Raw genomic sequence first — 23,601 nt, forward strand, 5'->3', positions numbered from 1 at the left:
ACCGCGATGACGGCGGGGCAGGCCAGCGACGCGACCGTGGCCTGAACCGGGGGCCGGTGGCGCCGCGCGGCGCCACCGGCCTCAGGGCAGCAGCATCAGCCGGCGCGCCTTGACGACGGCTTCGTGGCGGGTGTGGGCGTCCAGCTTGCGCATCACGGAACCGAGGTAGGCCTTGACGGTCTCCCGCGACAGCGACAGCCTCTCGGCGACCTCGCCGTTGGTGAAGCCGAGGGCGACCTGGGCGAGCACATCGGTCTCCCGGGTGGACAGACGCACCCGCGGGCCCTGGACGGGTTTGCCCTCGCCGAGGTCGACGAGCCGTTGCGCGGCCGCGTAGATCCGGCGGCGCGCCTCGGGGTCGGGCAGCGCGCCGGCGATGGCCCGCAGCTCGGAGTGCACCGAGCGCAGCTCCTCGCGGGTGGCCCCGGGGGACAGCGAGTCGAGGCGCGCGGTCAGCTCGTCGCGCTCGCTCAGCTCACGGGCGAGGCGCTTGCCGGACTCCATGAGGGCGTCGCGTACGCGGTCGCCGAACGTCACCGGCCGCCGCACCGCGCCGTACAGCACGCCGCGGCAGCGCCCGCCGGCCCGGACCGGCACGGCGATGATCGACGCCAGCCCCTCGGCGAGCACCGGGCGGTCGTAGTCGTGGGTGATGGTGCGGGCGCTGCCGTAGTCGCTCACGGCGATCGGGTGGCCCTGCATCAGCACGCGGCCGCCGAGGCCCGCGCCGGGCAGGACGTCCAGGTTGTGCAGCGCGGTCGTGCGTGTCCCGACGAAGCCCGACAGCCGCAACCGGCCGTCGACCACCTCGCCCCCGAACACGACGGGCAGACCCGCCACGCGGGCGGCGCCCTCCAACTCGACATGCAGCACCGAGCGGGCGTCAGACATCGGCGTCCGTCCTCCTCGCACCACACCATCGTCGGTCGCCCCACGGTACCCGCGTGACCAGGGCACGTCGACACCCGCGCGGTGGCGCTACCCCCGTCCGGGGGTAGCGCACGGCGTTCAACGGAGGTGGTCACGCAGCGGGCGTTCAGCCGAGGTGCCTCAGCCGAGCTCAGCCAGCACCCGCTCCACCACGCGGTCCGTGGCCAGCCCGTACCGGTCGTGCAGCGTGGGCAGCGCTCCGGCGGCCAGGAACTCGTCCGGCAGCGCGACCGGCACGATCCGGCCGGACACCCCGGCCCGCACCGCCGCCGAGGCCACCGTCTCGAACAGGCCGCCGACCACCGTGTGGTTCTCCAGCGTCACCGCGAGCCGGTCGCCGGCGATCTCGCGCAGCACGGTCTCCGAGTCGAACGGCTTGATCGTCGGTGTGTGCACGACGGCCACGTCGACCTTGTGCGCGGCCAGCTTCTCCGCCGCCTGCAGCGCACGCATCGTCATCAGTCCACTGGAGACGAACACGACGTCGTTCCCGCCGCGGAGCACGGCAGCCTTGCCGAGTTCGAAGGAGTAGTCGTACTCGTCCAGCACCGTCGGCACCTTGCCGCGCAGCAACCGCAGGTACGTCGGCCCCTCGCACGCGGCCAGCTGCGGCACGGCCTGCTCGATGTCGACCGAGTCGCACGGGTCCACGATCGTCAGGTTCGGCATGCCGCGGAAGATCGCGATGTCCTCGGTGGCCTGGTGGCTCGGCCCGTACCCGGTGGTCAGGCCGGGCAGGCCGCCGACCACGTTGACGTTGAGGTTCGGCTCGGCGATGTCCAGGCACAGGAAGTCGTACGCGCGCCGCGCCGCGAACACCGAGTAGGTGGACGCGAACGGCACCAGCCCGACCTCGGCCATGCCCGCCGCGGCGCCGAGCAGCAGCTGCTCGGCCATTCCCATCTGGAAGAAACGGTCCGGGTGGGCCTGGGCGAACACGTGCATGTCGGTGTACTTGCCGAGGTCCGCGGTCAGCCCGACGACCCGGGTGTCCTGCTCGGCGAGCGCGGCCAGCGCGTGCCCGAACGGCGCGCTCGTCGTCTTCTGGCCGGGGTCGGCGAACGACGCGATCATCGCCGACGTGGTCAGCCGTTTGGTGGTGGTCACGCCCGCGCTCCTTCGTCCAGCTGCCCGCGGCAGATGTCCCACTCGTGCTCGTCGATGCGCATGAAATGCGCCTTCTCCCTGGTCTCCAGCAGCGGCACGCCCCGGCCGATGCGGGTGTCGCACAGCAGCACCGACGGCTGCCCGTCCGGCCGCGCCTGCTCGGCGATCTCGTCGAACGCGGCGAGCAGGGCGGGGATGTCGTTGCCGTCCACGCGGCGGACGAACCAGCCCGCGGCCGCCCACTTGTCCACGACCGGCTCGGTGCGCAGCACACCGGCGGTGGGGCCGTCGGCCTGCAGCGCGTTGATGTCGACCATCGCGGTGAGCAGCCCGAGCCGGTGGTGCGCGGCGCCCATCGCGGCTTCCCACGTGGAGCCCTCGTCGAGCTCGCCGTCGGAGAGGAAGTTGAACACCCGCGACGACGAGCCCCGCAACCGCAGCCCGAGCGCCATGCCGACGGCGACGGTCAGCCCGTGACCGAGCGAGCCACCGGAGATCTCCATGCCCGGGGTGTAGGTCGCCATGCCCGACATGGGCAGGCGCGAGTCGTCCGAGCCGTAGGTCTCCAGCTCCTCGACCGGCACCACCCCGGCCTCGGCCAGCGCCGCGTACAGCCCGATGGCGTAGTGCCCGGTGGAGAGCAGGAACCGGTCCCGCTCCGGCCACTCCGGGTCTTGAGGCCGCAGCCGCAGCTGGTCGGTGTAGACGGTGGCGAGCAGGTCGGCGGCGCCGAGCGCCTGCCCGACGTAGCCCTGGCCCTGGGCCTCGCCCATGTTCAGGATGTGGTGCCGCATGCGGTGGGCCGCCGCGGCGACGCGGTCGGCACGGGTCGCCGACGGCGCGATCGATGCAGTCATGGATTGCGTCGCTTTCGTGATCCGGGCGGAAAACACGCCCGGGGGGAAGAGTCAGTTCTCGCCGGTGATCTCGATGCGCGGGCGGGTGCGCACCGTGCCGAACAGCAGGGCCTGCGCGGTGGCGACCATGTGCTCGGAGATCACGCTCTGCGTCTTGACCGGGTCACCGGACTCGATCGCCGTGACGATCTCCAGGTGGCGGCCCGGGCTCATGTTGGACAGGGCGCGTTCCAGGCCGCGGTACATGATGCACATGCGGATCGGGCCTTCGAGGAGCTTCCACGAGCGCACCAGCGCGTCGTTGTCGGTCAGCTCGACCAGCAGCTCGTGGAAGGCCAGGTCGGCCTCGATCTGGGCCTCCAGCGACACCCGGGTGGCGCGCGCCATCCGGTCCACCGCGGCCCGCAGGCGGCGGCAGTGCTCCTCGCGGTAGTAGCTCGACGCCAGCGTCTCGCCGGCCAGCGCCTCCAGCGCCGCCCGGACGGTGAAGGTGTTGATGATGTCCTTCTCGCTGATCAGCCGGACCGTGACGCGGCCGCGCTCGCCGTATTCGACGAGCCCCTCCTGCTGGAGCTGGCGGAACGCCTCCCGCAGGGTGCCGCGGCTGATGCCGAGCTGCTCGGAGACCTGCACCTCGCCGAGGTGGCTGCCCGGCGGGAACTCGCCGGTCGTGATGGCCTGGCGCAGCGTGTCGACAGCCATCTGCCGCAGGTTGCGGTTCGGCTCCTTCACCACGCGCGCCCTCCCCGGGCTGGTCGTCAGCACCGCTCGTACTCGCTGATCAACGATACCTTCGCCGCGCTGGCGGACCGCTCGTCGAAGGTGTATCCCAGCCACTCTGCCACGAGCCGCCGTGCCAGCTCCAGCCCGACCACCCGCTGCCCGAGCGTGAGCACCTGGCAGTTGTTGGACAGGATCGAGCGTTCGACGGAGAACGAGTCGTGCGCGGTGGTGGCCCGCACGCCGGGCACCTTGTTCGCCGACAGCGCCATCCCGATGCCGGTGCCGCACACCAGCACCGCCCGGTCGGCCCTGCCGTCGCGGATCGCCTCGCCCGCGGCGAGCCCGATCTCCGGGTAGGGCCGGTGCACGTCGTCCGCGCCGCGGTGCACGCCCAGGTCGATCACCTCCGCCACCCGCGGGTCGGCCCGCAGGTCGGCGGCGAGTTGTTCCTTGTAGTCCAGGCCGGCGTCGTCGCAGCCGACCACGATGCGGTAGTTCATCGCGTCCCTTCTCGCAGGTACTCGGAGACGGTGCGGGCGATCAGGGCCAGCGACACGGCTCCCGGGTCCGGGGTGCCGACGCTGCGCTCGGCGAGCGGGCGGGCCCGTCCCCTGCGCGGCACCAGATCGGCGGTGGCGCGGGCAGCGTCTTCGGCGGCGGCCGCGGCCTGCGCCCAGGTGCCCGAGGCGAGCCGCTCGCGGAACGGCACCAGCGCGTCGACCAGGGTCTTGTCGCCGGGCTCGGCGCCGCCTAGGGACATCACGCGCTCGGTGAACGCGTCCACGGCGGCGACCGCGTCGATCGTGCCGTCGCCGATGACCTCGCCCGCCGCACGCAGCCCTGCGCCCCACAGGACCCCGGACGTGCCGCCGGCGCGGGCAGCCCACTCGTCACCGGCGGCGGCGAGCACGTCGCCCGCCCCCGCGCCCTGGTGCCAGGCGGCTTCCGCGGCGGTGACGGCGGCGTCGATGCCGCGGACCATGCCACGGCCGTGGTCGCCGTCGCCGGCCACCGCGTCGATCGCGCCCAGCTCGGATTCGGCTTCCCGCAACGCTTTCCGCACCGCGCGCAGCCCGTCGAGCACCGCCCCGGCCAGTTCCCGGGACTCCGCGGAGGCCTCGGCGAACCGCGGGCCGTCGTCGGTCACCTCCGCGACGGCCTCCTCGCCGGAGTCCGCGGTGATGGCGCCTCGGCGGAACGCGGGTGTCCACGCGGGCGCGGTCCACAGCCGTTCCAGCTCGTCGTCCAGCCAGGTCACGGTCAGCGACACCCCGGCCATGTCGAGGCTGGTCACGAGCTCGCCGACCTCCGGCAGCACCAGCGTGTGGCCGGATTCGCCCAGCAGGCGGCTCACGTCGGCCCACAGCACGAACAGCTCCTCGTGCTTGACCGAGCCGAGCCCGTTGAGCAGCACCGCGATCCGCTCCCCCGCCCCGGCCGGTTTCTCCGCGAGGACGCGCCGCACGAAGTCCGCGGCGAGTTCCCGCGCGGCAGGCCGCGGCACGTCGCGCAGGCCGGGTTCGCCGTGGATGCCGAGCCCGAGGCCCATGTGCCCGTCCGGCACGGTGAACAGCGGGGCGTCCGCGCCGGGGAACGTGCAGCCGGCGAAGGCGGCGCCGATCGTGCGGGTCGCGTCGTTGGCCTTGCGGCCGACGCGCACGACCTCGTCCAGGTCCATGCCCTCCTCGGCGGCCGCGCCCATCACCTTGAAGACGGTGAAGTCCCCGGCGATGCCGCGGCGCTCGGCGGGCAGCTCCGCGCTGGCGATGTCGTCGGTGACCACGACGTTCTCCGCCCGGATCCCCTGCGCCCGCAGGCGTTCGGTGGCCAAGCCGAAGTTCATCACGTCGCCGGCGTAGTTGCCGTAGGTGAAGACGACGCCCGCGCCGGAGTGCGCCGCCCGCGCCACCGACACCGCGTCCTGCGCGGACGGCGAGGTGAACAGGTTGCCGCTCACCGCGCCGTCGGCCAGGCCGGGACCGATGACGCCGTAGAAGGCCGGGTAGTGGCCGGACCCGCCGCCGGGCAGCACGGCCACCTTGGGCCGCGACGGCCGGTTGCGGCGGACGGCCCCGCCGGGCACGCGCCGCACGGTGTCCGCGTGCAGCTCGCAGAACCCGGCGAGCGCGTCCTCGGCGAAGGTCGCCGGATCGTTGCTGAGGTAGGTCATCGCGCTTCCCGTCCTCAGTGGAGGAACGAGCCACCGTTGATGTCGATGGTCGTGCCCTGCAGGTAACCGGCGTCCTCGCTGGTGAGCCACGCGATCACGCCGGCCACGTCGGCCACGGTGGCCTGGCGGCCGATGGGGATGCTCTTGACGATCGCGGCCTCGAGCTCCTCGGTGGTGCCGACGCGGATGTCGGTGTCCACCGCGCCCGGCGCGACCGCGTTGACGGTGACCCCCGCGTCGCCCAGTTCGCGGGCCAGCGCCTTGGTGAAGCCGAGGATCGCGGCCTTCGCCGAGCTGTACGGTGTGCGGCCGAACACGCCGCCGCCCTGCTGCGCCGACACCGAGGACATGTTCACGATCCGGCCCCAGCCCGCCTCGATCAGGTCCGGCAGGAACGCCTTGGTGACCAGGTAGGTGCCGGTCGCGTTGACCGCCATCACCTTGTTCCACAGTTCGAGCGTGGTCTCCAGGAACGGCACCGGCGAGGTGATGCCGGCGATGTTGACGACCGCGCCGACGGTCGGCAGCCGCCCGGCGTCGACCTCGGCGCGCACGGCCCGGTAGGCGGCGAGCACGGACGGCTCGTCGGCCACGTCGACGCCGTGCGCGAACACCGGCGCGCCGGTCCCGGCGGCGATCTCGTCGGCGGCCTCTTTGGCGGCGGGCTCGTTCAGGTCGAGCACGGCCACGGCCCAGCCGTCCCGGGCGAGGCGGGCGGCGGTGGCCTTGCCGATCCCGCGGGGCGCGCCTGCCCCGGTGATCACGGCGGTGCGCTGCGTGTCAGGCATTTCGGTCTCTCCTTGCATGGGGTTCACAGGCCGGCGATGTAGGCCGCGGCCTTGACCGCGGCCGCCGGCCGTTCGTCGTCGGTGACGTCCCGGGTCTCCAGTTCCAGGGAGCTGGCGCCCTGGTAGCCGGTGGCACGCAACGCGGCGAAGGTGGCCGCGAAGTCGACCACCCCGTTGCCGATGCTGTGGTTGATGTGGCCCGGGGTGGCGTCGCGCAGGTGCACGTGGGCGATGCGCCCGGCGAACCGCTCGGCGTAGGCGGCGGGGTCGCCGCCGGAGGCGACGATGTGGCTGGTGTCGAGCACCAGGCCCACCGACGGGTCGAGCCGGTCGGCCAGCTCGGCGGCCAGATCGGTGTTCCAGCACAGGCGGTGGTAGTGCGGGGCCTCGACCCACAGGGCGACGCCGAGCCGCGCGGCGGCCTCGGCGGCCCGGTGCAGCTGCGCCGCGACCAGGTCGAGGTCCGCGTCCAGGGTCGCGACCGGGTCGTGGGACTGGGCACCGCAGGGCAGGACCAGTGCGTCGGCCCCGCAGGCCGCGGTGAGGTCGAGCAGGCGGCGCAGGTGGGCCGCCCGCTCGTCCTCGTCGTGCGGGCGGTTCAGGTCACCGATGTCGCCGTTGACCGAACGGACCCGCAGACCGGAGGCCGCCACCTCAGCGGCGACGGCGCGCACCGCGTCGTCGGTCAGGTCGTACGGCACGTGGTCGCACACCCCCGGCAGCGCGCCGAGGTCGATCTCGCCGAAGCCGCACTCCGCGATGACCGCCAGCGCCGCCGGCAGTGGCAGGTGCCGGAAGCTGATCGTCGAACAGCCCGGCCATCCGGTTCGTTCCATGGTCGGCAATGTTAACAGAGCTGTGTCAACAGACAAGGTTTCCGCAGATTTTGCCCATGACAGCGCGGTAGAGCAGGAAACACACTGTTGACATCACCGGGATAGCAACGCACGATGTCCTGCATTGTTAACAGGAGGGCACGGCGACGTAGGGTCGTGGTGGCCCCTGACAGGAAGGCAATCGACAATGCGCAGCGAAGCGCTCACCATGCGCGGTCCGGTGCACGGCACGCCCGATGCGCGCCGCGTCGCGTGGGGCTCCACCGCGGGGGCCGTGATCGAGAGCTACGACTTCATCGGCTTCGGCACCGCCGCGGCGCTCTACTTCGGACACGCGTTCTTCCCCAGCGCCTCACCCGTCATCGGCACGCTGTCCGCGTTCGCCACGCTCGGTGTCGGGTTCGTCGCGCGGCCGATCGGCGGCATCATCGGCGGCCACCTCGGCGACAAGATCGGCCGCAAGCCGGTGCTGGTCGCGTCCCTGATCGTGATGGGACTGGCGACGTTCGCGATCGGGCTGCTACCGACGTACGAGACTGCCGGCGTGCTGGCCCCGGCGCTGTTGGTGACCGTGCGGATCATCCAGGGCATCGCCTACGGCGCCGAATGGGGCGGCGCGATCCTGATGACCTACGAGCACGCGCCGTGGCGCCGCAAGGGCGCGTTCACCGGCATCGTGCAAGCGGGGTTCCCGATCGGGCTGCTGCTGGCGAACCTGGTGTTCCTGGTGTCGGTGAACCTGTCCGGCGACTGGGCGTGGCGGGTGCCGTTCCTGGCCAGCCTGATCCTGGTGATCGTCGGCCTGATCGTGCGCGCGAAGGTGCCCGAGTCGCCGGTGTTCGAGGACGTGCGCGACAGCGGCGACATCGTGAAGGCGCCGATCGTGCAGGTGCTGCGCGAGGACTGGCGCAACGTGCTGCGCGGCATCGGGCTGCGGATCGCCGAGACTGCGGGGTACGCCGTGGCCATCACGTACATGATCTCGTACCTGAAGTCCGAGGAGCTGGCGACCAGCGGCGAGACGATCATGGCGCTGTGCATCGCGTCGGCGGTCGGCATCGGCGCGACGATCGCGTGGGGCGGGCTGACCGACCGCATCGGACGGCGTCCCGTCTACCTGTGGGTGACACTGTTCGGCGCGCTGTGGGCGATCCCGATGTTCCTGCTGGTGAACACGGCGTCGCTGATCGCGATCGTGGTCACGGTGATCGTGTCGTACGCGGTGTGCCAGAACGCGCTGGCCGGCGCGCAGGGCGCGTGGTTCCCGGAGCTGTTCCAGGCCAAGACCCGCTCCTCGGGGGCGTCGCTGGCATACCAGATCTCGGCGATGATCTCGGGTGTCACGCCGTTCGTGACGACGCTGCTGTTCCTGTGGCTGGGCTGGCTCGGGCCGGCGCTGCTGTTCCTCGCCTACTCCGCGCTGGGCCTGGTGTCGGCGCTGCTGACGCGTGAGACGTGGGGCCGGGCCGAGCGCGAAGCCGCCGACCGCGCGACCGCGGAAACGCCGGCCGAACCGGTGCGGCTGTCCTGACCTCCCGCGCCGGGGTCCGCGATGATGGGAGCCCGGACCCCGGCGCCCGAGGAGGCTTCGATGCCGTTGATCCAGGTCAGCCTGCGCGAAGGCCGCGACCCGGAGCGGATCCGCGCGCTGATCACCGCCCTGACCGAGGCCACGGTGGCGGCGCTGGACGCGCCGAAGGAGTCGGTGCGCGTGATCGTCACCGAGGTGCCCGGCAGCCACTGGGCCGCGGGCGACGTCACCCTCGACGAGAAGGACGCTTGACTCCCGCCGCCGGTGATCGATAATCACGGGCGGCGGTGAGGGGGTGGGCCGGTGGTTCCGGTCGGTGCGGTCCGGTGGTCCGGCGCGGGCTGCCTAGTGGGGCCGCTGCTCCTGCTGGGCCTGATCGCGGGCGCGGTGGTCCAGAACCTGTTCGACGGGCACTCGCTCGTCACCGACATCGGCTGGGTGGCGGGTTTCGTCCTCAGCGCGGTGCTGATCCGGGTGATCGGCCGCCGGCTGAACCGCCACGGCAACCTCCACACCCTGTACGACTCGCCGATGCAGAGCTACATGTGGCTGGCGGTGGCGTGCGCCGTGCTCACGCTCGGGATCATCCTGCTGTTCCGCCTGCTGCCGGACTAGTCACAGCCCCGCGAACAATCGCTCCGCCGCGGCTTGCCACTCCGCCACCAGGTCCGTGCCGTCCGGGTCGCGGAGCCACTGGATCTGCAGCCCGTCCATCGTCGCCACCACCTGGCGCGCCAGCGACGCCGGGTCGGGCACGCGGCCGGACACCATGGCCGTGAACTCCGCCAGCACCCGCTCCTGCCGCGCCGCGAAGTAGGCCGCCGCGGGGTGGCCCGGCGCCAGCGATTCCGCCTGCAGCACCGAAAACAGCCGCACGATCTCCGGTTGCGTGGCGTTGCGCCGCACCAGCGCCTCGCACGCCTCGGCCAGTGAGATGTCCCGCGGCCAGCCCGTCGCGTCCGCGCCCAGCCCCAGCTGCTCCGCGAGCGACCGGAAGTCCTCGGCGTCCCGGTGGTCGAGCACGGCCAGCAGCAGCCCGTCCTTGGATCCGACGTGGTGCAGCAGCCCGGGCACCGTCAGCCCGCACGCGTCGGCCACGTCCTGCATCGACAGCGCCCAGAACCCGCCCTCGCCGATCAGGCGCGTCGCCACGTCGAGGATCTGCCGCCGCCGCTGCGCCGCGGGCAGCCGCGTCCGGTCCCGCCTCGTCTTGACCGCCTCCACACGCCCATCCTAGGCTACCGAGTACTTAGTAGGTACTAGGTAAGGACGCTCCGTGCAGCCTGATCCCACCGTCGCCGAGCAGGCGGCCCTCACCAGCGGCAACGACTTCTGGCACACCACCCCGGCGGCCGGGCTCCCCTCGATCACCGTCACCGACGGCCCGCACGGCCTGCGCCTGCAGGCGAGCGAGGACGACGTCGTCACCGGCCGCCCGGCCACCTGCTTCCCGCCCGCCGTCGCGACGGCCTCGACCTGGGACCCGGAGCTGCTGCGCCGCATGGGCGAGGCGCTGGGCGACGAGTGCCGCGCGATGGACGTCGCCGTCCTGCTGGGCCCCGGCATCAACCTCAAGCGCACCCCGCTCGGTGGCCGCAACTTCGAGTACTTCTCCGAGGACCCGCTGCTGACCGGCGTGCTGGCGACCGAGTGGGTGCGCGGCCTGCAGAGCCGCGGCGTCGGCGCGTCCCTGAAGCACTTCGCGGTCAACAGCCAGGAAACCGACCGCATGCGGATCAGCGCCGACGTCGACGAGCGCACCCTGCGGGAGATGTACCTGCGCGCGTTCCAGCGGGTGGTGACGCAGGCGCGGCCGTGGACCGTGATGTGCTCGTACAACCGGATCAACGGCGTCCACGCGAGCCAGAACCGCTGGCTGCTCACCGAAGTCCTGCGCGAGGAGTGGGGGTTCGAGGGCCTGGCGGTGTCGGACTGGGGCGCGGTCGCGGACCGGGTCGCCGCAGTCGCCGCGGGGCTGGACCTGGCCATGCCCGGCCCGGATGACGCCGGCGACCAGGCACTGGCCGAGGCGGTCGCGGACGGGCGGCTCGATCCCGCCGCGCTCCGGGCGGCCGCCGACCGGGTCCGCGCGCTGGTCGAGCGCGCCGCGGAGCGGGAGCCCGCCGAGTTCGACGCGGACGCCCACCACGTCCTCGCCCGCGAGATCGCCGCGCGGGCCATCGTGCTGCTCAAGAACGACGGCGGCCTGCTGCCGCTGTCCCAGGGCCAGTCGCTCGCGGTGATCGGCGAGTTCGCCCGCACCCCGCGCTACCAGGGCGGCGGCAGCTCGCACATCACCCCGACGCGGCTGGACGACGCCCTCACCGCGCTCTCCGAATCGGCCGAGGTGCGCTTCGCGCCCGGTTACGACGACATCGACGAGGCGGTGGCGCTCGCCGCGGAGAGCGAGGTCGCGCTGGTCTTCGTCGGCAGCGAGCACGAGACCGAGGGCGCCGACCGGGAGAGCCTGGACCTGCCGCCCGCGCACCGCGAGCTGGTCGAGCGGGTCGCGGCGGCGAACCCGCGCACCGTGGTGGTGCTGTCCAACGGCGGTGTCGTACTGACCCGCCCGTGGGAGGCGGCGGTGCCGGCCATCGTGGAGGGCTGGCTGCTCGGGCAGGCCGGCGGCAGCGCGCTCGCCGACGTCCTCTTCGGACGGACCAACCCGTCGGGCCGGCTGGCCGAGACGATCCCGGTGCGGCTCGCCGACCACCCGTCCTACCTGGACTTCCCCGGCGAGAACGGGCACGTGCGCTACGGCGAGGGCCTGCACGTCGGCTACCGCGGCTTCGACGCCCGCGAGCAGGAGGTGGCCTACCCGTTCGGGTTCGGGTTGTCGTACACCACTTTCGAGTACGGCGCCGCGGAGGCGACCGCCACAGACGCGGGCATCGAGATCCGGGTCCCGGTGACGAACACCGGGCAGCGGGACGGCCGCGAGGTCGTGCAGGTGTACGTGAGCGTGCCCGGTTCGGCGGTGCGGCGGGCTCCGCGCGAGCTGAAAGCGTTTGCGAACGTCCCGATCGCGGCGGGCGAGACGGCCGAGGTGGTGTTGCGCATCGCCCGCGAGGACCTGGCCTACTGGGACACCCGCGTGAACCGGTGGATCGTGGAGGGCGGCGAATACCACTGCGCGGTGGGCTCGTCCTCACGCCACCTGCACACGACCGCGGTGGCCGAGGTGCCCGGCGACGAGGTGCGGGTACCGCTCACCGGGGAATCCACAGTGGCCGAATGGTTCGCCGACCCGCGCGGCGCGGAACTGCTCGGACAGGCCTTCGCCGCGGCCGACGGGCGGATCGGACGACTGGTGGCCGACCCGTCGACGATCTCGCTGGTCGGCAGCCTGCCGCTGAGCCGGATGTCCGCCTTCCCGGGCAGCCCGCTGACGGCGGAGACATTGGCGAAGCTGATCGACGAGGTCAACGGCTGAACGGCTCACGCCCTCATATACTGAGCGTGAGAACCGGCCCGCTCGGTGAGGAGGAGTCATCGCCGATCTCCCTGAGGGGCTGGACCGCTACGTCCGGCCCGTCGCCGATGGTGTGGATGGTCTGCTCGACCGGCACGGTTTCCTGATAACCCCGCCGACGGGAATTCCGTGGTACTTTGGCGGTACTCCCCCGGTGCCGGCGCCCGAACTGGCAGGTGCGGATAGTTTCGTTCTCCTCTCACCGGGCGGGGCAGGGAAGACCACGTTGCTCGACGCCCTCCGCCGCCTCGAGCCCGGGGCGGTCGCGATCGACCTCAGCTTGCACGACAAGCGCGGCATCCACGACGAGCTGGTTTCCGCGATCACTCGCGGCTGCCCCGTCTATCTGGACAGTTTGGACGTCGTCGCTCGGGAAGAACCCGCCGCGCTGAGGATTGTGGAACACCACCTGTCGAAACCCGAGGCGCGCCGGGTGCTCTGGCGTCTGGCCTGCCGGCCCTCGGCCTGGGAAGCGTCACTCTCGGCATCTTTGAGAGGATCTCTGCCGGGTTTTCGCGAACTTGTCCTCCTACCTCTGACGCCTGAGGCGGCACAGGCCGCGGCTGATCGGGTCAGCGCTCCTGCCGACTTCCTCACGGCGCTGACTTCCGCCAAACTGGGCAGGCTCGCGGCCTCGGCGCTGCGGCTCACGGCTGCGGCCGAGCAGTGGCGCGACACGCACCGATTACCGGAAGACCAGCTCGCCGCGATCGCATACGAGGTGGAACGCATGCTCGCCGGCAACCGGCCGGCTGCCACGGATGACCCGTTGCTGGACCGCAGGACCCGCGTTGCGATGCGTCTCGCGGCGATGTCGGTGTTCGGTGGCTTCACGCGCTTCTGCCTGTCGAACAAAACCTTTTCCCCAGCGCTCCGCGACCTCGACTCCCTGCCTTCCACACCCGAGCCGGACGAACCGGGGATACCGATCGGCGCAGCCCACTACGAAGCCGTCATCAGCACGGCCCTCTTCGAAGCCGCCGGCAGCGGCTCGGTGGCCTTTCGGCACCAGCAATACGCCGAGTATCTGGCGGCACGCTACGTCGTCCAACACCGTCACGTGACCCATCAGCAAGTAAGGGACCTGCTCGGCGCCGACACCGACGGCCGGGTGGCTGGTGCGCTCGCCGGTGTCACCGCTTGGATCACCGCGCTCAACCCGGAGGTGATGAGCGACTTCGTCCCGCCGAACGCCCATGTCCTCGTGCAAACCGGCGTGGAGATTCCTGCCGACGAGGTCAGAGCACTCGTCGTCGACGCTGTTCTCGCCAAGGCCGCTCATGGCGAGGGTGAACCGGAGTGGGGACTCGACCTCACCGGACTCGCCTATCCGGACCTCAAACACGATCTCCTACGGCATCTCGACCCCGCTCCGTCCGAACCGGTTCACCTGTGGTGGATCGCGCAGCTGGCGGAAGCGGGTCGCTGCTCAGCATTGGCGAGGTACCTGCTGGACGTGGCGCTGGATGCGACCTGGCCTGCGTGGGTGCGTCGCGCGGCGGCGACCACAGTCGCTTCGTTCGGCGACAACGCGACCACCAGATGTCTGTCCCCGCTCCTGCATCTGACCCGAGCCGACGACCCGGACGACGAGCTGCTCGCCACCGCCGTTGAGGTGCTTTACCCCGAGTTGCTGAGCACCGCCGAGCTGCTCGCGGCTCTGCGGCCGAGGAGGAACCTGGATCTGGTCGGCGCATACCTGGTCCTCCTCGGACAGCTCGCCGAGAGCATCCCGGTCCACGACCTTCCCTCGGTCATGGACTGGGCGGTGCGCGAAGGGGACACCGATGAAGCGGCTTACGGACAACTTCTACCCCATCTCGCCGATCGAGGGTGGCGACTTTCGGATCCGGCCGGTTCCGATCCGCATCTGGCCCGACTGATCGCGAAGTTGATCAGCGGCCGATCCCGCAACCCCTGGGCGATCGGTAAACAAGCACCTTGGGCCGGGGGCGAGAGCGCCGCGCGACGGAGACTGCTCACCCTCGTCGCCGAGTACGTCGAGGAACCCCACTGGGTAGACCTCCTCACCCACGGACTGGCGGACGACGAGGACATCATCTTCCTCATCGACGAACTCCCCGCACTTCCCGAACGGGCCCAGCCCGCGCTGGTCGAAGTCCTGACCTTCCTCGTGCGGAACGCCAACGCCGATCAGGCGAACCGCATCCTCGCCATGCCGGAGAGCCACCCCGCCTTTACCGCGACCGCTTACCTCCGGGACGCGGTAGCGCTGAATTCACCAGCGGGACAGCGCGGGCAGCGGCTCCGTAGACGAGAACTCGAGCTGGACGCTGAAGCGGCCGAAACTCACGAAGAGCACCGCCGCCGACTCGATGAAGCCCTCGTCTGCAGTGAGAACGCCGACAACTGGTGGCGGATCGCTGCCGCACTCGCCGCACCCAACTCGCGTCACGAACTCCTCAGCCAAGACCTCACGGAACGTGCGGGCTGGAAGCTGCTCGACGAAACCGAACGTGATCAGGTACTCGCAAAGGGCCTGTTGTACCTGCAAAACCACGAACCAACGCTCCCCACGCGATACCTCGGTTCCGTTCGAATTCACGAGGTGATGCCCGACTGGTCCGGCGTACACCTGCTGACAACCATGGTGGCGCACTGCCCCGAGGCCATCACCTCGCTGGAGCACGTCGTGTGGCGCCGCTGGTCCGCACCCATCGTCACAGCGTGGATCGACGGGACGGACAAGAACGCCGGCCTCAGGCGGCAGTTGCTGGCCGTCGCGCCTGCCGAAGCGAGGATTTGGTTAGCCGAGGCGGCTCTGGCCGCCCTCCGCGATGATGACCAGCCGCTCACGCCCTACGAGGTCTATCGGGAGCTGATTCCCGAACTGACACCGGCGCTAGGTGAACGCCTCGTTCGGGGCGACTTCACCGGTCCTGCCGGGCGGACACTCATTGATCTGGTCGCCACAGAGGTGCCACAGGCCGCAGCTGAAATCTGTCGGCAGATCTACGAGGAAGGCCCCTCCGAACTACGAGAGGCGGCCTTGATGGCTCTGGCCAAAGTTGATCCAGAGTTCGTGATCGCAGGGTTCGAAAGAGGTCTGCTCACTGATGAGGATGTGGAAAGAGTCGCACCTGTTCTCGCCTTCACAGTCCTCGACGACCCGGGGCTCGCTGTTCTTGCTCGCGTTCTTTTCGAACGATTGCCCCGCGCCGACGACCCACCATGGACAACCTTCTCGCCACATGACAGCGCGCGTCGCGTCCGGGACCGGGTACTCGAGGAGCTCGCGTTCCGCGGCATGGTCGACACCCTGACCGCACTGCGGGAAGGGCGCTCGGAAGATGACCGGCGCGTGTTGTCGCTGCAGCTCGACCAGGCACGGGGCCGCGCGGCTGATCGTAGGTTCCGGCCGATCGAGCCGGTCGACCTCCTCGCGCTGCTGGGCAGGGCCGACGCGCGTCTCGTTCGTGACGACCAGACCCTGCTTGAGGTCCTGTGCGAGAACTTCGGCGAGCTCCAACGCGAGATTCGCCTCGGCAGCTTCCGAGACGTGTGGAATTTCGGTGACGACCCCGCACCCCAGTCCGAAGACGACATCTCCGACTGGGTGCGGCGCCAGCTCGAGCGTCTCGGCAACAACACAGTCGTAGGCCGGGAACTGCAGGTCCGGCGCCGCCGGAACAAGGGCATCGGAGACCGGGCCGATCTGACCGTGATCGCTTCGACCGCTACCCAGCCCCCTCGGCAAGCAGTCGTGCTCGCCGAGGCGAAGTTGGTCAGCCACCCAGAACTACTCACTGCCATGGAAACACAGCTGGTGGACCGCTATCTCGACCCGGCGGGCTTGCGGTGCGGCATCTACCTCGTCTACTGGGTCTCGCCGGAGCAGCGACCACGCAAGTGGCGGGCAAGTCCGGACGATCGCGAAGGTCTCCTGCGGACCCTGCACGCGCAGGCCGCGCGTCTCGCACCAGAATTTCGCATCGTCCCGGTGATCCTCGACATCAGTCACTGAACGGCTGAACACGGACGGCCCGGCACCCCCGTCGAGCGCCGGGCCGTCCGCCGTCTCAGTCGAACACCACCAGGCCGCGGATGTTGCGGCCCGCGTGCATGTCCGCGTACGCCTGGGCGACCTCGTCGAGTGTGTACTCGCGCGTGATCAGCTCCTCGAGCTTGAGCTGGCCCGCCTGGTACATGCGCAGCAGGTTGGGGATGTCGCGGCGCGGGTTGGACTCGCCGAACAGCGAGCCCTGCAGCCGCTTCTGCATGAGCGTCAGGTCGCCCAGCGCGATCGGCGCGCCGGCCTCGGTGATGTTGCCGAGACCGGTCAGCACGACCGTCCCGGCCTTGCGGATCGACGCCAGCGCCTGGCCGACGTGGTCGCCCTGCACGACACCGATCGTCACGATCGTGGCGTCCGCGCCCTGCCCGTTGGTCAGCGAGCGCGCGAGGTCGGCGGCCTCCTCGATGGTGGCGAACGCGTGGGTCGCGCCGAACACCTTCGCCTTGTCCCGCTTGAACTGCACGGGGTCCACGGCGATGATCGTCTTCGCGCCGGCGTGCGCCGCGCCCTGCAGGGCGTTCGCGCCGATGCCGCCGATGCCCATGACGATCACGACCGCGCCGGGCTTGATGTTGGCCGAGTTGACCGCCGAACCCCACCCGGTCGGCACGCCGCACCCGACGAGCGCGGCCGCCTTCAGCGGGATGTCCTTGCCGATCTTGACGACCGAGTCCACCGACGCGGTGGTGTACTCGGCGAACGTAGAGATGCCGCACTGCTGCCCGACCGGGTTGCCGTTCTCGGTCATCCGGAAGCTCGTCGGGTCGTCCGCGCGCGCTCCGGTGAGCAGCGACGCGCCGAGGTCGCACAGGTTGGACAGCCCCTGGGCGCAGAACTCGCACTTGCCGCACGCGGGCAGGAACGAGAACACGACGTGGTCGCCCACCTCGTAGCCGGGCGTGTTCGGGCCGACCGCGGTGACGACACCGGCGCCCTCGTGTCCGCCGACGTACGGGTACACCGCGACGGGCACGTCACCGGTGGCCACGTGGTCGTCGGAGTGGCACAGGCCGGACGCGGCCAGCTTGACGGTGACCTCGCCCTGGCGCGGGTCGTCCAGCTCGACGGTGGCGGTTTCGTAGGTGCCGGGGGCCTGGCGGACCAGGGACACCTTGGTGGTGATGGGCATGCTGCTCCTCCTCGAGCGAGCGTCCTTACAGGACGACGGTGACGACCTTCTCCTCGGTGTTGGCGAGGATCCCGCTCCAGCCGAGCTCGCGGCCGACGCCGCTGGACTTCATCCCGCCCCACGGCAGGGCGGCGTCGATCGGGGCCCAGCCGTTCACGCCGACCGCACCGGCGCGGACCTGCGCGGCGAGGGTGTGCGCGGCGGTCACGTCCCGGGTCCAGATGGTGGCGGCGAGGCCGTAGGTGGTGTTGTTGGCGATGCGGACGGCGTCGGCCGGGTCGTCGAACGGGATCACCGAGCCGACCGGGCCGAAGATCTCCTCGCGCGCGATCGTCATGTCGTTGTCCACGTCCGCGAAGATGGTCGGCTGCACGAAGTAGCCGGGCCGCTCGGGGCGGGCGCCGCCGGCGACGAGCCGGGCGCCCTCGGCGCGGCCCTTCTCGATGTAGCCGAGCACGCGCTCCTGCTGCTTCTTGTTGACCAGCGCGCCCATGGTGGTGGCGGGGTCGAGCGGGTCGCCGAGTACCTGCTGCCGCGCGGCGCCGGCGAGGGCGTCGACCACGTCGGAGTACAGCGAGCGGTGCACGAGCACGCGGGTGCCCGCGGCGCAGACCTGGCCCTGGTTGAAGAACAGGCCCATCGCGGTGCCGCCGATGGCCGCTTCGAGGTCGGCGTCGGCGAGGATGATCTGCGGCGACTTGCCGCCCAGTTCCAGGGTGATGCGCTTGAACGACTGGGCCGCGGCGACGCCGACGTGGCGGCCGACCTCGGGGCTGCCGGTGAAGCTGATCTTGTCGACGTCCGGGTGGTCGATCAGCGCCTGGCCGGTGACCTCGCCGAGCCCGGGCAGCACGCTGACCACGCCGTCGGGCAGGCCGGCCTCCTTGAGGAGCTTGGCCAGGTGCAGGATCGACAGCGGCGCGTCCTCCGGCGGCTTGACCACGACGGTGTTGCCCGCGGCGAGCGCGGGGGCGAGCTTCCACGCGGTGATCATCAGCGGCGTGTTCCACGGGATGATGGCGGCGATGACGCCGACCGGCTCGCGGCGCGTGTAGGAGTGGGTGGGGCGGCCGAGGTAGCCGTCGGTCGGGATGACCTGGCCGGTGATCTTGTCGGCCCAGCCGGCGAAGTGCCGGAACGTGCGGGCGGCGTTGGGCATGTCGAGGACGGTCGGCTGGCCGACGGGCTTGCCGATGTCGAGTGCTTCGAGGCGGGCGAGCAGCTCGGCGTCGCGATCGATCAGGTCGGCGACGCGGTTGAGGATGAGGCCCCGCTGGGAGCCGGGCAGGGCGGCCCACTCGCCGGACAGCTGGGCGCGGGCGGCCCTGACCGCGGCGTCCACGTCCTGCGCGGACGCGGCGGCGACGTCGACCAGCTTCTCCTCGGTGGCCGGGTTGAGGTCGGCGAACGTGCCCCCGGTGCCGTCGCGCCACTGGCCGGCTAGGAAGAGCTGGCTGGGGAAGGTCTCGGTGGTGGTCACGGGCGGTGCTCCTCGGCGATCGGCGTCGACCACGACCCGGACGGGCCGTCTGTCCCGAGGATGCGCCACGTCACAGTGGCCGGTCTTGCGTCTGCGCGCACGGCTCTTGTGCGTGCGCGCACCAGATCAGCTCTCGGCGAGCAGGTGCCGCAGGTACCGCTGCGGCGCGGCGACGAAGTCGCGGGTCAGGCGCACCGGCAGGGCGTCGTCGTAATCGACCTGCATGATCTCCCCGCTGTCGTCGATCTCGTGGATCGTGGCGCCGGGCAGCGCGAGCAGGATCGGCGAGTGCGTGGCCACCACGATCTGACTGCCTTGCCGGGCGAGTTCGGCCAGCCGCGCGAGCACGGCCATGCACCCGCGCACCGACAGCGCCGCCTCCGGCTCGTCCAGCAAGTACAGCCCGTTCGGTCCGAACCGGTGCGTCACCAGGTCCAGGAAGGACTCGCCGTGCGAGCGTTCGTGCGGCGAGACGCCCCCGTACGCGGGCAGCAGGGGCGGTGATCCCGGGTCGCGGTCGAGGCGCTCGATCTCGGAGGCCACGTTGTAGTAGGACTCCGCCCGCAGGAAGAACCCGGTGCGCGGCTTGGCCGGGCCCCAGGTCAGGACGAGGTGAGCGCCCAGGGCCGACTCGCTGGCGCGGGTCGCGAAGTTGAAGTTCCGGCTGCCGCCCTCGGGGTTGAAACCCGCGGCTACCGCGAGCGCCTCCACCAGGGTCGACTTGCCGCTGCCGTTCTCGCCGACCAGGAAGGTCACCCCGGGCGCCAGCGGCAGACCGCCGGAGCGGGCCAGGTGCGCCACCACGGGCAGGGTGAACGGGTAGCTGCCCAGATCCGCGCCCGGGGCAAGCCGGACCCGCTGCACGAACACCGGCGCGCGCTACCCCGCCACCAGCTGCGCCCGGTGCTCGCGCGGGGTGCGGCCGTACTTGGCCCGGAAGGTGCGGCTGAACTGCGCCGCATCCACCAAGCCCCACGACGCCGCGATCGCCGCGACCGGGCGGGCCGCCAACGCCGGGTCGGCCAGGTCGTGCCAGCACCGCTCGAGCCTGCGGTCCCGGATCCAGCCGGTGATCGTCGCGCCGCGGCGTTCGAACAGTTTCTGCAGCTGGCGCAACGAAACGTGCACCGCGGCGGCCACTTCGGACGGGGACAGCGCCGGGTCGGACAGGTGCTCCTCGATGTACCTCTGCGCCGCCGTGACCACCGTGTCCGCGGGCGGCTCGGCCTGCGCGGCGAAACACGCGGCCAGCATGTCGACCGCCGCGTCGGACAGGAAACCCGCCTCCGGGCCGGGCCGCGCCACCCGCGGGTCCAGCCCGCGCAGCAACGCCGACGTCAGCGCGCCACTGCCGGCCGAACCGGGGATCGTCACCGCCGTCAGATCGTCCACCCGCGGCGCCCGCGGCTTCAGCCGCCGCCGCGGCACGAGCAGCACCAGCATCTCGAAGTCGTCGTCGAAAACCAGCTCGTACGGCCGGTTCGTGTCGTACACGGTCAGATCACCGGGCGCCAGCCGCGCGGTGCGGCCGTCCTGCTGGACGACGCCGTGCCCGCGCAGCTGCAACCCCACCTTGTACAGGTCACCCGCCCGGCGCCGGATCAGGCCGCGGGTCCGCCGCGTGACCTGGCGCGTCGAGCTGACGACGGAGACCTGCAGGTCGGCCATCGGCCGGGCGTGCACCCGCCCGTGGAACCGGTTCCCGACCGAGACGACGTCCAGCGGCACGAACGCGCTGGCCAGCACGTCGCGCCAGGACTCCAGGCTCGTCGCGGCGCCGGCGTCCAACGTCATCGGGAACGCGCCCACCTCGGCCTCCTCGCCTCGAATAACCGAACGCCCGGTCGGATTGGCGCCATGGTACGTGGCGGGGTGCCGGGCGTCACCCTCCCGCCGGGGCCGTCACCCGCGCGGCGCCGCGGCGGCGCAGGTGCTCCGGCTCGGCGATGAACCGGGCCCCCAGCACCGAGAGCAGGCACAGCAACCCGCACACCAGCGCGATCGGCCAGGTCTGCCCGCCGGACGCGGACGTCAGCGCGGCCGCCACGAACGGGATGCACCCGCCGACCACCGCACCCGCGATCTCGCGCGTGAACGTGACGCCGGTGTAGCGGTAGCCGACCGGGAACAGCTCGGACATCATCGTCGCCTGCGAGGCCAGCGTCAGGTCGTTGCACAGCGTGTAGAGCAGGACCAGCGCCGCCCAGATCACCACCGGCGTGCCGGTGTCCAGCAGGAAGAAGAACGGGTAGAACAGCAGCGCCGCCGCGGTCGCCCCGGTCATCATCACCGGCCGCCGCCCGAAGCGGTCGCACAGCCAGCCCGCGGTCGGCACGGTGACCACCTTGAGCGCGTTGGCGATGACGATGCCGAGCAGGCCGACCCACGCCGCGGTGCCGACCTCCTTGGTCAGGTAGCTCAGCGCGTAGACCGAAGGCAGGTAGCTGATCACGTTGGGTGCGACGGAGATCAGCATGCCGGGCAGGATCTTGCGCCCGGACGTGGCGAACAGCGTCCGCAGCGGCGCCCGCGTGGCGCGGCCCTCCTCCTTGGCGCGTTCGAACTCCGGGCTGTCCGGCACCTTGAGCCGCACGATCACGCCCGCGACGCCGACCAGGCAGCTGAGCAGGAACGGGATCCGCCAGCCCCAGCCGGTGAAGTCCGCATCGGACATCAGCGCCGAGGTCAGGAAGAACACGCCGGTCGCGACCAGCGAGCCGACCGCGTTGCCGAGCGTCGGCGCGCTGGCGTTGATGCCACGCGCCCTGGTTTCGGCGTGCTCGGCGGACAGCAGCATCGCCCCGGCGTACTCGCCGCCGGCGCCGAGCCCCTGCACGACCCGCAGCAGCACCAGCGCCACCGGCGCGAATACGCCGGCGGTGGCGTAGCTGGGCAGCAGGCCGATCAGCGTGGACGCCACGGCCATCACCATCAGGGTCACGAACAGCATCGTGCGGCGCCCGACGCGGTCGCCGAGGATGCCGATGATCACGCCGCCGACCGGGCGCGCGAAGAACCCGACGGCGAACGTGGCCAGCGACGACAGGGTCGCGACGACGGGGTCACCGGAGGGGAAGAACACCTGCGGCAGCACGAGTGCGGCGGCCGTGCCGTAGAGGGAGAAGTCGTACCACTCGAGCGCCGTGCCCACGGTCGAGCCCACCGTGGCCCGGCTGATCCGGAGTCTCATCGCAGACCCTTCGTTGCGTCTGACGAACGTCTACATTAACGTTCATGGTGGCGACAGGCTACGAGTTCGCTTTCCCTGCGGTCAAGAGACAAGGAACCGCTTTGACTTCCATGAACGTTAATGAGACGGCCCTGTCGAAGTACAACCCGCTGTCCCGCGTGCTGTGCTTCGACCGGTTCGACTCCACCACGCACGGCTGGACCGAGCTGCTCGGCAACTACGACGGCCGCGGCGACCTGGACACCGTGGACGACCACATGCGCGACTTCCGCCCGCCGCAGCTGTCCTCGTGCACGTTCTTCGACGTCGGCACGCACGGCACGCTGAGCGGCAACTACGCGCTCAAGCTCGCGACGCGCCCCTACCCCGGCCACACCGCGACCGGCATCCGCCGCCTGACGATGGCGGGCCGCGGCCGGGTCCGCATCGAGACCCACTTCGCGTTCAAGGCCGAAGCCACCGTCGGGCACGAGGCGCCCGCGTCGGTGCCGTGGGACGGCAACCGGCACCCGTCGGAGTCGCAGTTCGGGGCGTTCACCGTGGCCACCGACATTTGCTCGGACGGCGGCCTGCGCTACCACAACGTCATCCGCTACCAGAACACCAACCTGGACGGCGAGATGACGAACCGCTGGATGTACCCGGTGGTGCCGGAGCCGACGCCGCGCGACCACCAGGAGGGCAAGTTCGCCCTCCCCTACGCCGCCGACTTCACCGCGCCGGACCCGGACGACTGGCGCACTTTCGGCGAGCCACTGGAGATGTGCGTCAACGAGGTGCCCACCAAGATCAACTGGCACTACCTGCGCTGGGACATCGACACCAGCACCCGGTCCAATGTGGAGCTCCAGCTCAACGACCGCGTGATGGACATGCGGGACGTGCCCGTGCCGCCGTACCCGGACCGCTACGGCACGCTGGACAACCTGCTCAACTTCTACTTCTCGGTCCGCACGCACTGCGGCGTGCGCAACTTCCTGTTCCTGGACTCGGTCCTGATCTCGGTGGATTGGTGAGGCACGACATGCGCTCGACGACGACGGCTGTCCTGGAACGCAACACCGTGGTGCGCGAGGACTTCGCGACCGAACCCTACGAGCTGCCGTGGGCCGCCGAGGCCCGGTTCTTCGTGCAGGCCCTCGACCTGGACGGCCCGCTGGTCTTCCGCACCGAGATCTCCCCCGACGGCCTGCACTGGTGCCCGCTGGACGACGACGAGCACCGCATCGACGCGCCGGGCCTGATCACCTGGGCGGTGAGCGGGTTCGGCCAGTGGCTGCGGGTGCGCTGCGCCGTGGGTCCCGGCACGACCGGGAAGCTGCGCATCTATCTTGTTGGCAAAGGTTGATCCG

The 23,601-nt window shown here is 71.2% G+C and carries 21 protein-coding genes; 7 read left to right on the forward strand and 14 right to left on the reverse strand.

Features of this window, described 5'->3' with window-relative positions; translation table 11 throughout:
• Nucleotides 1–81: 81 nt before the first annotated feature.
• The 8 genes from ABZ215_RS33695 to ABZ215_RS33730 all read right to left on the reverse strand — a co-directional run bounded on the left by ABZ215_RS33695 (nucleotide 82) and on the right by ABZ215_RS33730 (nucleotide 7,411).
• The gene (locus ABZ215_RS33695) at nucleotides 82–891 is read right to left on the reverse strand and encodes a LuxR C-terminal-related transcriptional regulator (RefSeq protein ID WP_020422187.1); all 810 of its coding nucleotides are present in this window, start codon (nucleotides 889–891) and stop codon (nucleotides 82–84) included.
• Between the two features lie 159 nt (nucleotides 892–1,050).
• Nucleotides 1,051–2,037 (reverse strand): transketolase C-terminal domain-containing protein, encoded by a 987-nt coding sequence (locus tag ABZ215_RS33700; protein WP_027931236.1) that lies wholly within the window; start codon nucleotides 2,035–2,037, stop codon nucleotides 1,051–1,053.
• A complete protein-coding gene (locus tag ABZ215_RS33705; RefSeq protein ID WP_020422185.1) occupies nucleotides 2,034–2,894 on the reverse strand; it encodes a transketolase in 861 nt (286 codons plus the stop codon). The genes ABZ215_RS33700 and ABZ215_RS33705 overlap by 4 nt, the downstream gene beginning before the upstream one ends.
• A 51-nt stretch (nucleotides 2,895–2,945) precedes the next feature.
• Nucleotides 2,946–3,629, reverse strand: a complete 684-nt coding sequence (locus ABZ215_RS33710) for a GntR family transcriptional regulator (protein WP_020422184.1) — start codon at nucleotides 3,627–3,629, stop codon at nucleotides 2,946–2,948.
• 23 nt (nucleotides 3,630–3,652) lie between these two features.
• Nucleotides 3,653–4,117, reverse strand: coding sequence for a ribose-5-phosphate isomerase (locus ABZ215_RS33715; protein ID WP_020422183.1), 465 nt, complete (start codon nucleotides 4,115–4,117; stop codon nucleotides 3,653–3,655).
• Nucleotides 4,114–5,787 carry a dihydroxyacetone kinase family protein gene (locus ABZ215_RS33720; RefSeq protein ID WP_354954362.1) on the reverse strand — a complete coding sequence of 558 codons (1,674 nt, stop codon included), beginning with the start codon at nucleotides 5,785–5,787 and terminating at the stop codon, nucleotides 4,114–4,116. Before ABZ215_RS33720 ends, ABZ215_RS33715 begins: the two co-directional genes overlap by 4 nt.
• A 14-nt stretch (nucleotides 5,788–5,801) precedes the next feature.
• A complete protein-coding gene (locus ABZ215_RS33725) occupies nucleotides 5,802–6,575 on the reverse strand; it encodes an SDR family NAD(P)-dependent oxidoreductase (RefSeq protein ID WP_020422181.1) in 774 nt (257 codons plus the stop codon).
• A 23-nt stretch (nucleotides 6,576–6,598) separates the two neighbouring features.
• Entirely contained in the window at nucleotides 6,599–7,411 is an 813-nt protein-coding gene (locus tag ABZ215_RS33730; protein ID WP_354954364.1) for a sugar phosphate isomerase/epimerase, read from the reverse strand.
• A 187-nt stretch (nucleotides 7,412–7,598) separates the two neighbouring features.
• On the opposite strand from ABZ215_RS33730, the gene ABZ215_RS33735 reads away from it, so the two are divergent.
• The 3 genes from ABZ215_RS33735 to ABZ215_RS33745 are packed head-to-tail and all read left to right on the forward strand — an operon-like array spanning nucleotide 7,599 to nucleotide 9,557.
• A complete protein-coding gene (locus tag ABZ215_RS33735; protein ID WP_354954366.1) occupies nucleotides 7,599–8,942 on the forward strand; it encodes an MFS transporter in 1,344 nt (447 codons plus the stop codon).
• Nucleotides 8,943–9,002: 60 nt separating this feature from the next.
• Nucleotides 9,003–9,194, forward strand: coding sequence for a tautomerase family protein (locus tag ABZ215_RS33740; protein WP_354712837.1), 192 nt, complete (start codon nucleotides 9,003–9,005; stop codon nucleotides 9,192–9,194).
• A gap of 51 nt (nucleotides 9,195–9,245) precedes the next feature.
• Nucleotides 9,246–9,557, forward strand: coding sequence for a hypothetical protein (locus ABZ215_RS33745; RefSeq protein ID WP_354954367.1), 312 nt, complete (start codon nucleotides 9,246–9,248; stop codon nucleotides 9,555–9,557).
• On the opposite strand, the gene ABZ215_RS33750 is transcribed toward ABZ215_RS33745, so the two are convergent.
• Complete coding sequence (locus ABZ215_RS33750) at nucleotides 9,558–10,166, reverse strand: helix-turn-helix domain-containing protein (protein ID WP_354954369.1); 609 nt, start codon at nucleotides 10,164–10,166, stop codon at nucleotides 9,558–9,560.
• A gap of 52 nt (nucleotides 10,167–10,218) precedes the next feature.
• Here ABZ215_RS33750 and ABZ215_RS33755 point away from each other — a divergent pair, with 52 nt between their 5' ends.
• Both ABZ215_RS33755 and ABZ215_RS33760 read left to right on the forward strand, forming a co-directional pair.
• A complete protein-coding gene (locus ABZ215_RS33755; protein WP_354954371.1) occupies nucleotides 10,219–12,375 on the forward strand; it encodes a glycoside hydrolase family 3 C-terminal domain-containing protein in 2,157 nt (718 codons plus the stop codon).
• A gap of 265 nt (nucleotides 12,376–12,640) precedes the next feature.
• Complete coding sequence (locus tag ABZ215_RS33760) at nucleotides 12,641–16,399, forward strand: hypothetical protein (RefSeq protein WP_354954373.1); 3,759 nt, start codon at nucleotides 12,641–12,643, stop codon at nucleotides 16,397–16,399.
• 55 nt (nucleotides 16,400–16,454) lie between these two features.
• On the opposite strand, the gene ABZ215_RS33765 is transcribed toward ABZ215_RS33760, so the two are convergent.
• The 5 genes from ABZ215_RS33765 to ABZ215_RS33785 all read right to left on the reverse strand — a co-directional run bounded on the left by ABZ215_RS33765 (nucleotide 16,455) and on the right by ABZ215_RS33785 (nucleotide 22,249).
• Nucleotides 16,455–17,579 (reverse strand): NDMA-dependent alcohol dehydrogenase, encoded by a 1,125-nt coding sequence (locus ABZ215_RS33765; RefSeq protein ID WP_354954375.1) that lies wholly within the window; start codon nucleotides 17,577–17,579, stop codon nucleotides 16,455–16,457.
• A 25-nt stretch (nucleotides 17,580–17,604) separates the two neighbouring features.
• The gene (gene styD, locus ABZ215_RS33770; RefSeq protein WP_354954377.1) at nucleotides 17,605–19,059 is read right to left on the reverse strand and encodes a phenylacetaldehyde dehydrogenase StyD; all 1,455 of its coding nucleotides are present in this window, start codon (nucleotides 19,057–19,059) and stop codon (nucleotides 17,605–17,607) included.
• A 126-nt stretch (nucleotides 19,060–19,185) separates the two neighbouring features.
• Nucleotides 19,186–19,929, reverse strand: a complete 744-nt coding sequence (locus ABZ215_RS33775) for an AAA family ATPase (RefSeq protein WP_354954379.1) — start codon at nucleotides 19,927–19,929, stop codon at nucleotides 19,186–19,188.
• A 9-nt stretch (nucleotides 19,930–19,938) separates the two neighbouring features.
• Nucleotides 19,939–20,853, reverse strand: a complete 915-nt coding sequence (locus ABZ215_RS33780; protein ID WP_027936482.1) for a helix-turn-helix domain-containing protein — start codon at nucleotides 20,851–20,853, stop codon at nucleotides 19,939–19,941.
• Nucleotides 20,854–20,941: 88 nt separating this feature from the next.
• Entirely contained in the window at nucleotides 20,942–22,249 is a 1,308-nt protein-coding gene (locus tag ABZ215_RS33785) for an MFS transporter (protein WP_354954381.1), read from the reverse strand.
• A 110-nt stretch (nucleotides 22,250–22,359) separates the two neighbouring features.
• Between ABZ215_RS33785 and ABZ215_RS33790 the strand changes: the two genes are divergently transcribed.
• Together ABZ215_RS33790 and ABZ215_RS33795 are read left to right on the forward strand one after the other, a co-directional pair.
• Nucleotides 22,360–23,265: a DUF6772 family protein gene (locus ABZ215_RS33790; protein WP_017981535.1), complete on the forward strand. Its 906-nt coding sequence runs from the start codon at nucleotides 22,360–22,362 to the stop codon at nucleotides 23,263–23,265.
• On the forward strand, nucleotides 23,262–23,597 hold the full coding sequence (locus ABZ215_RS33795; protein ID WP_235716273.1) for a hypothetical protein: 336 nt from the start codon (nucleotides 23,262–23,264) through the stop codon (nucleotides 23,595–23,597). The genes ABZ215_RS33790 and ABZ215_RS33795 overlap by 4 nt, the downstream gene beginning before the upstream one ends.
• The last annotated feature ends 4 nt before the right edge of the window (nucleotides 23,598–23,601 follow it).

The sequence above is a fragment of the Amycolatopsis sp. NPDC006131 genome (assembly GCF_040614175.1).
GTDB lineage: Bacteria > Actinomycetota > Actinomycetes > Mycobacteriales > Pseudonocardiaceae > Amycolatopsis_E > Amycolatopsis_E tucumanensis.

Bases quoted from the DNA above. Each gene is read 5' to 3' on its own strand.
- ABZ215_RS33725 (WP_020422181.1), bottom strand. From the start codon at position 6,575: ATGCCTGACACGCAGCGCACCGCCGTGATCACCGGGGCAGGCGCGCCC.
- ABZ215_RS33705 (WP_020422185.1), bottom strand. From the start codon at position 2,894: ATGACTGCATCGATCGCGCCGTCGGCGACCCGTGCCGACCGCGTCGCC.
- ABZ215_RS33785 (WP_354954381.1), bottom strand. From the start codon at position 22,249: ATGAGACTCCGGATCAGCCGGGCCACGGTGGGCTCGACCGTGGGCACG.
- ABZ215_RS33735 (WP_354954366.1), top strand. From the start codon at position 7,599: ATGCGCAGCGAAGCGCTCACCATGCGCGGTCCGGTGCACGGCACGCCC.
- ABZ215_RS33695 (WP_020422187.1), bottom strand. From the start codon at position 891: ATGTCTGACGCCCGCTCGGTGCTGCATGTCGAGTTGGAGGGCGCCGCC.
- ABZ215_RS33765 (WP_354954375.1), bottom strand. From the start codon at position 17,579: ATGCCCATCACCACCAAGGTGTCCCTGGTCCGCCAGGCCCCCGGCACC.
- ABZ215_RS33720 (WP_354954362.1), bottom strand. From the start codon at position 5,787: ATGACCTACCTCAGCAACGATCCGGCGACCTTCGCCGAGGACGCGCTC.
- ABZ215_RS33740 (WP_354712837.1), top strand. From the start codon at position 9,003: ATGCCGTTGATCCAGGTCAGCCTGCGCGAAGGCCGCGACCCGGAGCGG.
- ABZ215_RS33715 (WP_020422183.1), bottom strand. From the start codon at position 4,117: ATGAACTACCGCATCGTGGTCGGCTGCGACGACGCCGGCCTGGACTAC.
- ABZ215_RS33730 (WP_354954364.1), bottom strand. From the start codon at position 7,411: ATGGAACGAACCGGATGGCCGGGCTGTTCGACGATCAGCTTCCGGCAC.
- ABZ215_RS33790 (WP_017981535.1), top strand. From the start codon at position 22,360: ATGAACGTTAATGAGACGGCCCTGTCGAAGTACAACCCGCTGTCCCGC.
- ABZ215_RS33780 (WP_027936482.1), bottom strand. From the start codon at position 20,853: ATGACGTTGGACGCCGGCGCCGCGACGAGCCTGGAGTCCTGGCGCGAC.